The 13,670-nt window shown below is 59.8% G+C and carries 15 protein-coding genes and 1 riboswitch; of the genes, 6 read left to right on the top strand and 9 right to left on the bottom strand.

Features of this window, described 5'->3' with window-relative positions:
- Positions 1-73: 73 nt before the first annotated feature.
- The 6 genes from GPICK_RS09920 to GPICK_RS09895 all read right to left on the bottom strand — a co-directional run bounded on the left by GPICK_RS09920 (position 74) and on the right by GPICK_RS09895 (position 4,837).
- Complete coding sequence (locus tag GPICK_RS09920; RefSeq protein WP_039742739.1) at positions 74-1,066, bottom strand: PilZ-like domain-containing protein; 993 nt, start codon at positions 1,064-1,066, stop codon at positions 74-76.
- A gap of 5 nt (positions 1,067-1,071) precedes the next feature.
- Positions 1,072-1,266 carry a DUF1858 domain-containing protein gene (locus GPICK_RS09915; RefSeq protein ID WP_039742736.1) on the bottom strand — a complete coding sequence of 65 codons (195 nt, stop codon included), beginning with the start codon at positions 1,264-1,266 and terminating at the stop codon, positions 1,072-1,074.
- 182 nt (positions 1,267-1,448) lie between these two features.
- On the bottom strand, positions 1,449-2,648 hold the full coding sequence (locus GPICK_RS09910) for a pyridoxal phosphate-dependent aminotransferase (RefSeq protein WP_039742734.1): 1,200 nt from the start codon (positions 2,646-2,648) through the stop codon (positions 1,449-1,451).
- Between the two features lie 41 nt (positions 2,649-2,689).
- On the bottom strand, positions 2,690-3,184 hold the full coding sequence (gene coaD / locus GPICK_RS09905; RefSeq protein WP_039742731.1) for a pantetheine-phosphate adenylyltransferase: 495 nt from the start codon (positions 3,182-3,184) through the stop codon (positions 2,690-2,692).
- Entirely contained in the window at positions 3,177-3,755 is a 579-nt protein-coding gene (gene rsmD, locus GPICK_RS09900; protein WP_039742728.1) for a 16S rRNA (guanine(966)-N(2))-methyltransferase RsmD, read from the bottom strand. Before rsmD ends, coaD begins: the two co-directional genes overlap by 8 nt.
- Positions 3,746-4,837 carry a class II fructose-bisphosphate aldolase gene (locus GPICK_RS09895; RefSeq protein WP_039742725.1) on the bottom strand — a complete coding sequence of 364 codons (1,092 nt, stop codon included), beginning with the start codon at positions 4,835-4,837 and terminating at the stop codon, positions 3,746-3,748. The genes rsmD and GPICK_RS09895 overlap by 10 nt, the downstream gene beginning before the upstream one ends.
- A 154-nt stretch (positions 4,838-4,991) precedes the next feature.
- Between GPICK_RS09895 and GPICK_RS09890 the strand changes: the two genes are divergently transcribed.
- Together GPICK_RS09890 and GPICK_RS09885 are read left to right on the top strand one after the other, a co-directional pair.
- Positions 4,992-6,149 carry a deoxyguanosinetriphosphate triphosphohydrolase gene (locus tag GPICK_RS09890; RefSeq protein ID WP_039742722.1) on the top strand — a complete coding sequence of 386 codons (1,158 nt, stop codon included), beginning with the start codon at positions 4,992-4,994 and terminating at the stop codon, positions 6,147-6,149.
- A gap of 67 nt (positions 6,150-6,216) precedes the next feature.
- Positions 6,217-6,293: riboswitch (cyclic di-GMP riboswitch) on the top strand.
- Positions 6,294-6,387: 94 nt separating this feature from the next.
- Positions 6,388-6,948 carry a hypothetical protein gene (locus GPICK_RS09885; protein WP_039742719.1) on the top strand — a complete coding sequence of 187 codons (561 nt, stop codon included), beginning with the start codon at positions 6,388-6,390 and terminating at the stop codon, positions 6,946-6,948.
- Positions 6,949-7,075: 127 nt separating this feature from the next.
- Here GPICK_RS09885 and yhbY read toward each other — a convergent pair whose 3' ends face one another.
- The 3 genes from yhbY to GPICK_RS09870 form a co-directional block, all read right to left on the bottom strand.
- A complete protein-coding gene (gene yhbY, locus GPICK_RS09880; protein WP_039742716.1) occupies positions 7,076-7,372 on the bottom strand; it encodes a ribosome assembly RNA-binding protein YhbY in 297 nt (98 codons plus the stop codon).
- Between the two features lie 92 nt (positions 7,373-7,464).
- Positions 7,465-7,731 carry an Hpt domain-containing protein gene (locus GPICK_RS09875; RefSeq protein ID WP_236685529.1) on the bottom strand — a complete coding sequence of 89 codons (267 nt, stop codon included), beginning with the start codon at positions 7,729-7,731 and terminating at the stop codon, positions 7,465-7,467.
- Between the two features lie 68 nt (positions 7,732-7,799).
- Positions 7,800-9,077, bottom strand: a complete 1,278-nt coding sequence (locus GPICK_RS09870; RefSeq protein WP_052263393.1) for an ATP-binding protein — start codon at positions 9,075-9,077, stop codon at positions 7,800-7,802.
- A 323-nt stretch (positions 9,078-9,400) separates the two neighbouring features.
- On the opposite strand from GPICK_RS09870, the gene lepA reads away from it, so the two are divergent.
- The 4 genes from lepA (at position 9,401) to GPICK_RS09850 (ending at position 13,641) form a co-directional block, all read left to right on the top strand.
- Positions 9,401-11,203: a translation elongation factor 4 gene (gene lepA, locus GPICK_RS09865; protein ID WP_039742710.1), complete on the top strand. Its 1,803-nt coding sequence runs from the start codon at positions 9,401-9,403 to the stop codon at positions 11,201-11,203.
- A 35-nt stretch (positions 11,204-11,238) separates the two neighbouring features.
- Positions 11,239-11,919 (top strand): signal peptidase I, encoded by a 681-nt coding sequence (lepB, locus tag GPICK_RS09860; protein WP_039742708.1) that lies wholly within the window; start codon positions 11,239-11,241, stop codon positions 11,917-11,919.
- Positions 11,920-12,138: 219 nt separating this feature from the next.
- Positions 12,139-12,675, top strand: a complete 537-nt coding sequence (pyrR, locus tag GPICK_RS09855; protein ID WP_039742705.1) for a bifunctional pyr operon transcriptional regulator/uracil phosphoribosyltransferase PyrR — start codon at positions 12,139-12,141, stop codon at positions 12,673-12,675.
- Positions 12,676-12,705: 30 nt separating this feature from the next.
- On the top strand, positions 12,706-13,641 hold the full coding sequence (locus tag GPICK_RS09850; protein WP_039742703.1) for an aspartate carbamoyltransferase catalytic subunit: 936 nt from the start codon (positions 12,706-12,708) through the stop codon (positions 13,639-13,641).
- The last annotated feature ends 29 nt before the right edge of the window (positions 13,642-13,670 follow it).

The raw sequence follows: 13,670 nt of genomic DNA, 5'->3' as shown, positions 1-13,670 counted from the left end.
TCGCAGGGTGGATTAGGTGTGTAGATGGTGTATAAATTTTACTCTGGGAGGGCAGCACCGGGAGAGGAGAACATCAGCGCCAGGGAAAGGTCGAGCGGTACTTTTGGATTTCCCGCTCGTAATTCTGCTCGATCTCTCCCTTGGGTCCGGTGAGCCGCGAGATTGCGAGAAGTGTCAGGGCGATAAGGATGAGAGAGATCAGGATGGTGGCAAAAATGATCCTTCGCCGCCGCATCCGGCGGGAGTAGGTCGTGTACTCCAGATCGGTGATGCTGATGGCGTCGCCGCGAACGGAGCGGAGGTGTTCCAGCTGAACCATCGAAATAAATCTGATGATGGCGTCCTGGTCCCGTTCATCGATACAGTAAAAGTGAAGGGCGGTGCTGAAGAGGGGGGAATCACCCTCCCGGGTCCGAACCTGGCCGACGTGAACGACCTGGCCGACGATCGAAATGGTTCGCGGCGGCTCCAGGGGGAGGAACAGCTCCACGGGGAGCAGGTCGCCGATGGAAAACTGCTCGCGGGTCCTGATCCGAATCCCCGAGCCGCTGATGTTTGCCGCCACCGGCGTCGGGTGGTCCGCCCGCGCTCCGAAGGATTCGCCGGCATCAACGGCCGGGGGCGGAAAACTATCACTGGCGGTGGGGGTTCCGTAGCGGCTGGATTCCCAGTGAGCCTTGATTTCGCTGGCCGACTCTCCCGTGGGGATGCGATAGCGCAGCGGGATATAGGCGTCAATCCGGTAGAACTCCCTCAACTCGTCCGGAACGACCCCACCGATGAGCCGGACCGTTATGCTCGCCCCTGTTCGCTCGCCGACGATGATCGAGCGACAACAGTAAGCGCTCCCCCCTTTGCCCAGGCGCAGGTCGAGAATCGTGCCGATATCGGTTTTGACGAGCTCGGGGAGGACATCGCGGGAGAGTTGGAACGCCACGAGGTCTTCATCGAAGAGGGTGACGACCGCCCAATCGCGGAAGGCGAGATCCTCGGTGCGGGGAAAACGAACCTCGACCCGGAGTCCGACATCGAAATAGCTGCTGTAGTTGGGCGGCTGTTCCTTCATGGAGGTCAGGATGAGATTGCCTCGTTCAGTTCTTTGAGCAGAAGAGCGACGTCGGTCTTGTGGACGCCGGCGCCGTGCTCCAGTTGTTCGTAGTCGGCGACCTGGCACTCGTAGCAGTCCAGGCCATGCTTCTCGAAAACCTTGAGCGTTACGGGGTACATGCGGATGATATCGCCGATGGTCATGTCTTTGGTGATCATCGCATCCTCCTGGCTGGCCGGCCCGCGAAGCGGGTCAAAGTCGAGCCTGTTAGTACGTCTATCGGCCAAAATAAGAGTTTCTTTAGGGGGTGGATATGAAAAAGGCGAGGTTTACCTCGGTAGACCCCGCCTTTTCCTGTCACGGTAACAAAAGCGTCACCCCTTTGCAATGCGTCCCGTCGTTATTTCAGGTTCCGAATGGCCTCTTCGATCCGATCGAGACCTTTCTTGATGGTTTCGAGGCTCGTGGCGTAGGAGAGGCGGGCATAGCGATCGTCGCCGAAGGCAACGCCCGGCACCAGGGCGACTTTGGCATCTTCCAGGAGATACGCCGCGAAGTCGGAGGAGTTTTCGATCTTCTTCCCTGCCGGCGTGGTCTTGCCGTAGACGCCGGAGAAGTTGGGGAAGGCGTAGAAGGCGCCGGTGGATTTGAAGCAGGTCACGCCGGAGATGGCGTTGAGGCGATCGACGATATAGGTGCGCCGCTTCTCGAACTCTTTCACCATGGCTGCCACGGCGTCCTGCGGGCCGTTGAGCGCTTCGACGGATGCCTTCTGGGCGATGGAGGTGGCATTGGAGGTGGACTGGGACTGCATCTTCGTCATGGCGCCCATCAGTTCCTTCGGACCGCAGGCGTAGCCGATGCGCCAGCCGGTCATGGAGTAGGCCTTGGAAACGCCGTTGACGATGATGGTGCGCTCCTTCAGCTCCGGGCAGGCCATGGGGATGTTGCAGAACTCGAGTCCGTCGTACAGGAGCTTCTCATAAATGTCGTCGGAGACGACCAGCACGTGCGGGTGCTTGATAAGGACAGCGGCAAGGGCCTTAAGCTCATCCTTGGTGTAGGTGGTGCCGGTCGGGTTGCAGGGGGAGTTGAGGATCACGTATCTGGTCCGCGGGGTGATCGCCTTCTCCATTTGCTCCGGGGTGATCTTGAAGGCGGTGGCTTCGTCGGTCATGATGAAGACCGGCGTGCCTCCGGCAAGCACGATCTGGTCAGGGTAGGAAACCCAGTAGGGACCGGGGATGATCACTTCGTCCCCTTCCTGGATCAGGGCCTGGGAGATGTTGTAGAGCGTATGCTTGGCGCCGCAGGCAACCGAAATCTCGTCGCGGGTGTAGTCGAGACCGTGATCCCGCTTCATCTTGGCGATGATGGCGTCCTTGAGGTCGTCGGCGCCCCCCACCGGCATGTATTTGGTGAAACCTGCGTCGATGGCTTTCTTTCCAGCTTCCTTGATGTTGGCGGGGGTGTCGAAGTCGGGCTCGCCGGCGCCGAAGCCGACGACATCGATCCCTTGGGCTTTCAGGGCCTTGGCCTTGGCGTCGATGGACAGGGTAGGGGAAGGCTGGATCTTGTTGACGCGATCTGCAAGTTTCATTGTTCCCTCCTTTGGGTTGTGGAATGACCGGAGTCGTTCCGTTATCGAGCGATAGTGGAGAACTTTTCCTTGAGCGCCTCCCGCACCAGCGGGGGGACGAGACTGTCGATGGGACCGTTGAGAGAGCTCACTTCCTTGACTATGGAAGACGAAAGGTAACCGTATGGAACGGACGTCATCATGAAGAGGGTCTCCACTTCCTGGGAGATGCTCCGGTTCATCTGGGCGATCTGGAATTCGTATTCGAAGTCTGAGATGGCGCGCAGTCCGCGGATGATGACCGTTGCCTGCTGGGAAAGGACGTAATCTACCAGAAGGCCGTCAAAGGTGTCAACCCTCGCCCGGGCGTTGTCGGCAAGAACACGCTGGATCATGTCGACCCGCTCCTCGGTGGTGAAGAGGGCGTTCTTCGCCGAGTTGCGAGCCACGGCGACAATGATCTGATCAAAGATTCTAAGCCCGCGGTCGATGATGTCGAGATGCCCGTACGTGATCGGATCGAAGGAGCCGGGATAGACGGCGATTTTCCTAGGCATGGTCGGTGGAAGTCCCTTTCCTGAAGAATGAGAGGGCGGTGTCGCCGTAAACCCGCCGGTCGAACATCCGCAGGGGACCGAACGCGGCGACGATCTCTTCGTCATCGGCGGTCTCGGCCATAATGATCGTTTCGTCGGCCACGAGGGGCGAACCGGCAAGCCGCTCGAGCACCTGCCCGGCCATGCCGAGGCGGTAGGGGGGGTCGAGAAGGATGAGTTGGAATGGCCGTCCTGCGCCTTCCAGGGCGGCGATGGCGGCCACCGCATCCTTGATGACGACCGTGCCCTGCCCGGCAAATCCGAGGGTGTCGAGGTTCTTCTTCACGGTTGCTGCCGATTCCCGGTGGTTATCGATAAAGATCGTCTCAGCGCCGCCGCGGCTCAGGGCCTCGATTCCGAGGTTTCCCGTCCCGGCGAAGATGTCGAGGGTCCGAATTCCCTCGAAATTTCCCAGAAGTGACGTGAGGATGCTGAAGAGGGCTTCCTTCACCCGGTCGGCAGTGGGCCTCACCCGTTCTCCCGGCGGGGCGGCAAGCCGGCGCCCCCGAGCGGTGCCGCTGATCACGCGCATGGCGACTCTTTCATGTGCTGGGCAAGGCGCGACGCGCTTCCCCGGGCATGAAACGCGAGGAGGAATTCCTTTGCCTCGCGGTACGCCATGTCGACGATTTGCCGGGCATTTTCCTCGGGGATCGCGTCAATGTCGGCCTTGAACGGTCTGGTGGCGAACTTGATGTCCCTGCCGTTTTCCTTTGCCCAGCGGCGCATGGCATCCATGAGGTCGAGGGGGAGCCCCGCGTGGGCCACGTTCTGCCAGAGGGTGCCGATGTTCCCTTTGCGGATGCCGTACTCCGCAAGCTTCCCGACGATCCGCAGCGGAGTGCCGGTGATCCCGTGCTGCACAAGTCCCGAAAGGCCATGGCGCGCCGTGGTTTCATGGATCTGTCGGGTACGTTCGAGGTCGATCCTGACCATTTCTCCGTCGAGGTAATTCCCGCGCTTCGAGCCGTTGTCGATGGCGAGCAGGTGGGGACGTATGCCCCGGGCGGCGAGGCCCGTCAGGAATTCCTCGGTCTCTGCCACGGTGGTCAGGTTCGAGGTGACGCCCACCGGTTTCACCTCGCCCAGTTCGACTTCGAGGCCGTACCCTTCGGCAACTACCGTCCGGGCAAGGTCAGCCGTGATCTCGATGTTGTCCGTCAGGGGGGTGAACGAGGCGTCGATGGCGAAAGAGGTGTATCCCGCGGCAATCTGCCCGGCAATGAGGGTCCGTGCCCCCTCGATCTCCGCCGCATCAACGGCGGTGACGGTGGTGTGGTCTCCGTGGAGGATGAACGGTTTCGAGAACCCGCACCGATGGGCGTACTCAACCACGGTATCGAAGAAGACCTCCGGGGTTTGTCCCGTATAACCGCCGTCGAGTCCTCCCTCGGTCCGGGTCAGCTCGAACGCGATGACCGCGTCGAGTTCCTCGGCCGCTTTCATGATGCCGGGAATCACGTGTCTGATGCGGGGATTGCAGGCCATGAGAATCATGTTCTCGTGCCTGAGGGCGGAGAAGACATCCGCGCCGTTCAGCAGGCAAACGGCCGGCCGGGAGCCGAGTTTCTCCTTGATCTTTGCGGGAACGCGGCTGATAAGGGTCTGTGGCATAACGGTGGTTCGCAGTCGTGTATACGAAAATTGGATAATCTTAAAAAAGGCTTAAAAAACTAACATGATACGCCGGTTCCCGTCAAGGACTACTTTTGTTGTTGACTCCCCGGGGATGCGGAATTAGATTTGCCTCACCCCGCAGGAGGAACTCATGACGACAGGTATCGATGAACAAGGCATGGAGCGTCCCGATCTGGCGACGTACGCTGCCCGGAGCGCGTTTTCCCGGGGGCGGAAGCACCGGGAGGACTTTCGCGACAACCGCCCCGCCTTCGAGCGCGACCGGGACCGGATCATCCATTGTGCCGCATTTCGCCGTCTTGAATATAAGACCCAGGTATTCGTCAACCACGAAGGGGACTACTATCGCACCCGGCTTACCCATTCGCTCGAAGTCGCCCAGATCGGCAAGGCGATCGCCCGGCGGCTGAAGCTGAACGAGGAGCTGACCGAGGCCCTCGCCCTCGCGCACGACCTTGGGCATACGCCGTTCGGTCATACCGGCGAGGAGGTGCTGAACCGGCTCATGGATGCCGCCGGCGGGTTTGAGCATAATCTGCAGTCGTTTCGCGTGGTGGACGAGCTGGAAGAGCGCTATCCCGGCTTCAACGGGCTGAACCTCTCGTGGGAGGTGCGGGAGGGAATCGTGAAGCATTCCTCTCCGTATGACCGTCCCTCCGGCGTCATCGACGAGTTCCTGCCGGGCATCGTCCCGACCATGGAGGCACAGATCATCAACTATGCCGATGAGATCGCCTACAACAACCACGATATAGACGACGGGCTCAAATCGGGCTACATCACCATCGAACAGCTCCGTGGGGTAGCGCTCTGGAGGGAGGTTTGGGAGAGGATCGAAGCCGCCTGCCCGGAACTCGACCCTGAGCGGAAAAAGTTCCAGACGATCAGCGCACTGATCGGCGTCTTCATCAAGGATCTCACCGCAACGTCGCTGGCGAACATCCGCACCTTCGGCGTCGAGACCCTCGACGACCTCAGGCGGGTGAACCGGCCGGTGGTTGCCCTCAGCCCCGACCTGGCCGAGAAAAACCGCGCCCTCAAACGGTTCCTGTTCGAGAATCTCTACCGTCACTACAAGGTGGAGCGGATGCGGGTGAAGGCGGAACGCTATCTTACCCAACTTTTTGAGAGTTACGTGAAGCACCCGACCCTCCTGCCTCGCAAGTATCAGCAGAAGATGGAGCTCCTCGGACGCGAGCGGGTGGTGTGCGACTACATCGCCGGCATGACGGACCGGTTTGCCCTCGACGAGTTCAAGCGGCTGTTCGAGCCGTATGAGCGGGTGTGAACCATTCGTTGACCCCTTGACTCTTGCGTGGCGAATGGGGTATTAAGGAGAAAAAGCTGGTTCCGATAGACGATAATACTCAACCATCCGCGAGGGTGGGGCGGAAAGCCTACAGGGTCTCACGCAGACAGCCGGGTTGCCGAAGTATCGACGAGATATGACGGCCCCGGCTTTTTTGCATTCCGGCCACGAGCAAGTAGAATATCAGAACCAGTTTCCCGCGAAAGGAGCAGAAAACATGAAAAGAGCCCTCATGCTCGCAGCGCTGCTGACGGCGTCGGCAGTCCCGGCATTTGCCGGATCGGACGTCGGGTTTGACCTGAACATCAATGTCGGAAACAGGCCCCAGGTGGTCGTCCCGGCACCGCCGGTCGCCGTCGTCTCTCCACGGGTCGTATTCGACCAGCCGCCGGTATTCATCGCCCCCCCCAGTCTCGGTTTTTATGTCGGGGTCGATATTCCGTACGACATCTTTTACATCTCGGGCCGCTATTATCTCTATCAGGGCAATTCCTGGTATGTTGCCCCTGACTACAACGGTCCTTGGGGCGCGACCAGGTACCGGAGCCTTCCGCCGGGGCTGCGCAAGCACAAGCTGGAACGGATCCGCTACTACCGCGACGACGAGTACCGGGTTTACCGGGGTGACCATGATCACTACCGCGGCCGATATTTCCGTCCCGACAAGGAGTGGAAGGAACGGCGCAAGGAAGAGCGTGAGCAGTGGAAGGAAGAGCGCAAATGGGAGAAGGAGGAGCGTAAGCACCGCGGAAAGGAACGGGGACACGACGACGATTGAAAGCTCACGTTCCCTGCAAGACAGACTGAAGACGAAGAAAAGGGGCAGCTCCGTGCGGCCCCTTTTCTTGTTGCTGAAGCAGGAGGTGCTCTCCCGCGATCTGATCCCCCCGGCAGCGAACGTGCCGCTACTTCGCGCGGGGGAGGGCGATCTTCGGCTCCTTTGCCGGGCGGTAGAGCAGAAAGGTCCGGCCAAGCACCTGCGCCACGTCGGCACCGCAGGCGGCGGCAAGCTCCTCGGCCACATCGTGGCGGTCCAGAAGGCAGCTTTCGAGAATCTTTACCTTGATGAGTTCGTGGTGCGCGAGGGCTTCGTCGGTCTCCCGCGAGAGAGACTCCGAAATATCGCCTTTCCCGACGGTTATCACGGGATTGAGAGCGTGCCCCAGACCACGGAGGAAGCGTTTTTGTTTTCCTGTCAGCATGTACCGGTTCCCTTCAGTGAATTTCGTTGATGCATGTGGTGCTATAGCACGAAATGACAGGGAAGGAAAGGCAATCTCCTTGCCGGAGGGGGTCATCTGCCGCTCACCGGCTGCACCCGTTCGAGGTACTCGATCAGAAGGTCGATGAACTTTGATATTCTGCTCCAGTTTCCGGTGAGGGCCGCCCGTTCCAGGCGCATCCCGATGCCGGTCACTGCGCCGAATCCGAAGGATTTGCCGGCCCCCCTGAGGTTGTGGGCGATTTTTCGTATCAGGCACGGGTCCTCATGGGCGAGGGCATCCTGGAGCGAGGCAACGTCCTGCCAGCGATACTCGAGGAATGTCGGCACGATGTCCATAAGCTCGGGATCTATGGAAACGGTATGTCTCTTTTGTTTTGTCTGATCCATAGGTGACTCGCAGTGGTTCATGCGCCGATATGGGCGGCGACGGTGCGCAGGAGGACCTCTTTTCTGATCGGTTTGGCAAGGTGAGCCGTACAACCGGCTTCGCGGCTCCGGTTGAGGTCGCTCCGCTCCGCATGGGCAGTCAGTGCCAGGATAGGTACCGGCCCGGTGCCGTGCATGCGCTCCCATTCCCTGATGAGTTTCGTGGCCGCGCACCCATCAAGTACGGGCATCTGCATGTCCATCAGGACGACGTCAAAGTTGCCGGTGGTGAATTTATCCACGGCTTCTTCACCGTTGGCAACCGCTTCGACCCGGTGCCCTGATGAGGTGAGAAAGACCGTGACGAGCTGCCGGATATCGGCCGAGTCCTCTGCAAGGAGGATATGGAGTCCCCATATATCGGGTTTGCGGGGTGAGAGGGCCGGTGCCTGCTGCTGTTCCACGGCACCTGCAGGGAGCTCGAACGGTACGATGAACGTGAAGCGACTCCCTTTACCTTCCTCGCTTTCGACCTGAACCGTCCCGCTCATGAGGTCGATCAGTTTTTGCGCAATGGCCAGTCCGAGTCCCGTACCGTTAGGCTGGGTCGAGGCAGAGCCGTGGAGCTGGGCGAACGGTTCGAAAATTTGATTGATCTGTGCCCCAGGAATCCCGATGCCGGTGTCCTCGACCGTGAAGCGCAGAGCACATGGCGCGGACGGAGCGGCCTCCCGGGCGGCGGAGATCGTTATCGAGCCTTCACGGGTGAACTTGATGGCATTGCCGACGAGATTGATCATCACTTGCTGAAGCCGGCGTGCATCTCCCCTGACGACTTCCGGGATATCGGAGGTGGCCTGCCATTGCAGCTTCAGTCCCTTGCTCCGGGCCAGGGCGCCGAGCATATCGGTGGTTACCCTGAGGAGTTCGATCGGCGAGAATTCGGCGAGGTCAAGGGAGAGTTGCCCGGCGTCCATACGGCTGAATTCGAGAATGTCATTGACGAATGCGAGAAGAAGCGCGTTCGCCTGCCGGCACTGATTCACGTAATCGTGCTGGGGGGATGAAAGGGGGGTCTCTCCGAGAAGCTCCAGTGCTCCGCTCATGACTTGAAGCTGGGTCCTCATCTCATGGCTGGCATGAGCAAGGAGCTCACCACCCCCCTTGGCCGCAGCCGAAGCTTCCGCAAACGATCGCCTCAGATCCTCCTCGACGTGGGTTCGTCTTGCCACCTCGTCCCTCAACTCGTCCACCAGCCGCCGCAGTTCAGCGGTGTTTGCGGAAAGCAGCGGCGATTGGGAGGAGGAAATGGTCATGATGGGCGCTCTTCGCTGGTCGCGTTGTTTGTTCGCTGCTACCTAATTGAATGGATTGGGAGCTGATGCGTCGTGAGTCTGCTTGAAAGGTGTTACCGGACTGAAACGATCTGCCTATTTATATATCACAGGAGAGACGGGTCGGCAATGTAAAATGTGAAAATATTAATTGATAATTGTTTGCCTTGTCGGTCGGGAGAAATCCCTTTACAACGCCGCGGAATATCAGATATGCTTCGACGGTTAAACCAAGACGAAAACGGCGTCCAGCCTGCTGTTGCCGGAGGGCGCGACAGGAAGCGATTGCCGCTCTATAGGTGTCTATGAAGATTGAGAATATCCGCAATTTTTCCATCATTGCCCACATCGACCATGGCAAGTCGACGCTTGCCGACCGTCTTCTGGAGTATACCGGTGCGCTCTCCAAGCGGGAGATGCAGGACCAGTTCCTCGACAAGATGGACCTGGAGCGTGAACGGGGGATCACTATCAAGGCCCAGACCGTCCGCCTCAGCTACCGCGCCGACGATGGGAAAGATTATATTCTGAATCTCATCGATACTCCCGGCCACGTGGACTTCACCTACGAGGTGTCGCGTTCGCTGGCGGCCTGCGAGGGGGGACTCCTGGTGGTCGATGCCTCCCAGGGGGTCGAGGCCCAGACGCTGGCCAACGTGTATCTCGCCATCGACAACAATCTGGAAGTATTCCCCGTATTGAACAAAATCGATCTGCCTGCCGCCGAGCCCGACCGGGTCAAGCACGAGATCGAGGAGATCATCGGGCTCGATGCCCACGATGCGGTGCTGGCCAGCGCCAAGGAGGGGATCGGCACCCGGGAGATCCTCGAAGAAATCGTCAAGAAGATTCCGCCCCCCGAGGGCGATCCGGCAAAACCGCTGAAGGCGCTCCTCTTCGACTCGTGGTACGACCAGTACCAGGGGGTCATCATCCTCGTCCGGGTTATGGACGGCACCCTCAAGAAGGGGGATAAGATCCTGCTGATGTCGACCGGCCGCAGTTACGAAGCGCTCAAGGTCGGTGTCTTCGCTCCCGTCATGCGGGAGGTCCCCTCGCTCTCGGTGGGGGAGGTCGGCTTCATCATCGCCGGCATCAAGGAGGTGCAGGACGCCAAGGTCGGCGATACCGTCACCCTCTTCCACAACCAGTGCGGGGCGCCTCTTTCCGGTTTCAAGGAAGTGAAGCCGATGGTCTTCTCGGGGCTCTATCCCATCGATACGGCCCAGTACGAGCAGTTGCGCGACGCCCTGGCGAAGCTGAAGCTCAACGACTCCTCCTTCTCCTATGAGCCCGAAACGTCCCTCGCCCTTGGCTTCGGCTTTCGGTGCGGCTTTCTGGGGCTGCTTCACATGGAGATCATCCAGGAGCGGCTGGAGCGGGAATTCAACCTCGACCTCATCACCACCGCCCCGACGGTTGTCTACAAGGTCCACCGGCTCAAAGGCGACGTGATCACCATCGAGAGTGCCAATCAGCTCCCTCCTACCCAGGAGATCGACTACGTCGAAGAGCCGTTTATCCTCGCCTCAATCCATACCCCCAACGAGTTCGTCGGCGGCATCCTGGCGCTGTGCGAAGAGAAGCGGGGGGTGCAGCGGGAAATCAAGTATCTCACCCCCACGCGGGTCATGATCATCTACGAGCTTCCCCTCAACGAGGTGGTTCTCGACTTTTACGACCGGCTCAAATCCATCACCAAGGGGTACGCATCGCTGGACTATGAGCATCTGGATTACCGCCGGAGCGAACTGGTCCGGATGAACATCCTCATCAACGGCGAGACCGTCGACGCCCTGTCGCTCATCATCCACCGGGACAAGGCCTATTATCGGGGACGCGATCTCGTCTCCAAGATGAAAGAGTTGATCCCCCGTCAGATGTTCGAGGTGGCGATCCAGGCCGCCATCGGCACCAAGATCATTGCCCGCGAAACCGTCAAGGCGCTTCGCAAGGACGTCCTCGCCAAGTGTTACGGCGGCGACATAACCCGTAAGCGCAAGCTTCTCGAAAAGCAGAAGGAAGGGAAGAAGCGGATGAAGAACGTGGGGAACGTCGAGCTGCCGCAGGAGGCGTTTCTCGCCATCCTCAAGGTGGAAGACAAGTAGCAATTACCTCTATCCTCTGCGCAAAGGAACAGTCAATGGATTACAAGAATACCCAGTACGGATCGGACGGCACCATGGGCAAGGATGCTTCGCCGGCGGAGCAGCCGGTGAAGAGAAAGCATATCGTTCGGGAGTACGCCGAATCGATCATCATCGCCATCATCCTCGCCCTTGTCATCAGGACCTTTATCGTTCAGGCGTTCAAGATTCCCTCTGGCTCCATGGAGGATACCCTTGCCATCGGCGACCACATTCTCGTCAACAAGTTCATGTACGGCACCAAGATCCCTTTCGTGGACGGGCGGTACTTCAAGATCCGCGATCCGAAGCGCGGTGACGTGATCGTGTTCGAATATCCCGAGGACCCGAGCAAGGATTTCATCAAGCGGGTGATCGGACTCCCCGGCGACAAGATCCAGGTGGTCAACAAGCGGGTGTATGTCAACGACAAGCTGTACGCGATCCCCCAGGAGGTGCACAAGGAGAGCGACACGGTCCCGGCGGCCCAGAACCCCCGGGACAACTTCGGGCCGGTCATGGTCCCCCCCAACTCCTACTTCATGATGGGGGACAACCGCGACCGTTCCTATGACAGTCGCTTCTGGGGAGTGGTGAAAAACGAACAGATCAAGGGGCTGGCCTTCATCAAGTACTGGTCGTGGGACCGGGAGAAGTTCCGCGTGCGGTGGGGAAGCATCGGCACGCTGATCCACTGAATACGTTCTTGACACCGTCCCTGCCGCGGTGGTAGGGTACGAAAAATTTATCCCGGCCTTTTAAATTAACCCCGTGAGGTTAGAAAAGGTGTTTGTGACAGACTCGAACGTACGACAGTCTTATCCGAGCCTTTTCGCCAATTGTGCGGAAGGGCTCTTTTTGTGCCGGCAGCCGGAACGGTAAACGACCCGGAGAGGGTGACGGGAAAGGAGGGAGTTGTGGCGGAAGAGAAGACGACCATTCTTGACGGTGCGGGCGTCAAACGGGCGCTGACCAGGATCGCCCACGAGATTCTCGAACGGAACAAGGGGGTTGACGACCTGGTACTTGTAGGGATCAGGACGGGGGGCGTGCATCTGGCCCGGGAGCTTTCGGCCCGGCTCGAGGAGATCGAAGGGGCGAAGGTTCCGGTCGGCGAGGTGGACATAACCCTCTACCGTGATGACTTCAAGGGGCAGGCACCCCACCTGCCGGTGGGCAAGACCGACATTCCCTTTGTCATCGAGAAGATGAAAGTGGTTCTTGTGGACGATGTGCTCTTCACCGGCCGGACGATTCGTGCCGCCATGGATGCCATCATGGATCACGGTCGCCCCGACTGCATCCAGCTGGCGGTCCTCATCGACCGCGGGCACCGCGAGCTCCCGATCCGTGCCGACTTTGTCGGCCGCAACGTTCCGACGAGCATGCGGGAGAAGATCGTGGTCCTGTTCGACGCCGACTCCCGGCCGACCGAAGTCGTGCTCGAAAAATAGCCGCGCTACTGATTTCAAAGGGGGGGAACGATGGGGTTCAATCATAAGGATATCATCGGACTGCAGGGGCTGACCCGGGAGGAGATCCAGCTCCTCCTCGATACGGCCGATAACATGAAGGAAATCTCGGGCCGGGACATCAAGAAGGTGCCGACCCTGCGCGGCAAGACGGTGGTGAACCTCTTTTTCGAGGCATCCACCCGGACCCGGACCTCATTCGAGATTGCAGCCAAGCGACTTTCTGCCGATACGATCAATATCTCGGCTTCGACGAGTTCCGTCACCAAAGGGGAGACCCTTTCCGATACGGCGCGGAACATCCAGGCCATGAAACCTGACATCATCGTCATGCGCCACGCCGCCTCGGGGGCCCATCACTACCTCGCCCAGCGGGTCTCCTGCTCTGTCATCAATGCCGGTGACGGCGCCCATGAGCACCCCTCCCAGGGGCTCCTCGACATGCTGACCATGCGCCAGAAATTCGGGGCCCTCGACGGGCTCACCGTGGCCATCGTCGGCGACATCACCCACAGCCGCGTCGCCCGCTCCGACATCTTCGGCCTCACGACCATGGGGGCCAGCGTCCGCCTCGCCGGTCCGCCGACCATGATGCCTCCCGGCATCGAGCGGCTGGGCAACGTCACCGTCTGCACCGACATGCGGGAGGCGATTGCGGGGGCCGATGTGGTGATGATGCTCCGGATTCAACTGGAGCGCCAGGGGAAGACCCTGTTGCCGACGCTGCGCGAGTATGCCCGCTACTACGGCCTCAATCCGCAGAACCTGAAGCTGGCCAAGCCCAACGCCATGGTCATGCACCCAGGCCCTATCAACCGCGGGGTGGAGCTCTCCTCCTACGTGGCCGACGGGGACCAGTCCGCCATTCTGACCCAGGTGGAGAACGGTGTGGCGGTGCGGATGTCGATGTTGTATCACGTGAGCGGCGGCGAGCTGCCGACGGAGTGAAACGGTCACTTTTCCGCAATATCTGCGTA

The organism is Geobacter pickeringii, from assembly GCF_000817955.1.
GTDB classification, from domain to species: domain Bacteria; phylum Desulfobacterota; class Desulfuromonadia; order Geobacterales; family Geobacteraceae; genus Geobacter; species Geobacter pickeringii.
The sequence above is the reverse complement of the archived record's forward strand: the minus strand, read 5'-3'. Positions and strand labels throughout refer to the sequence as shown.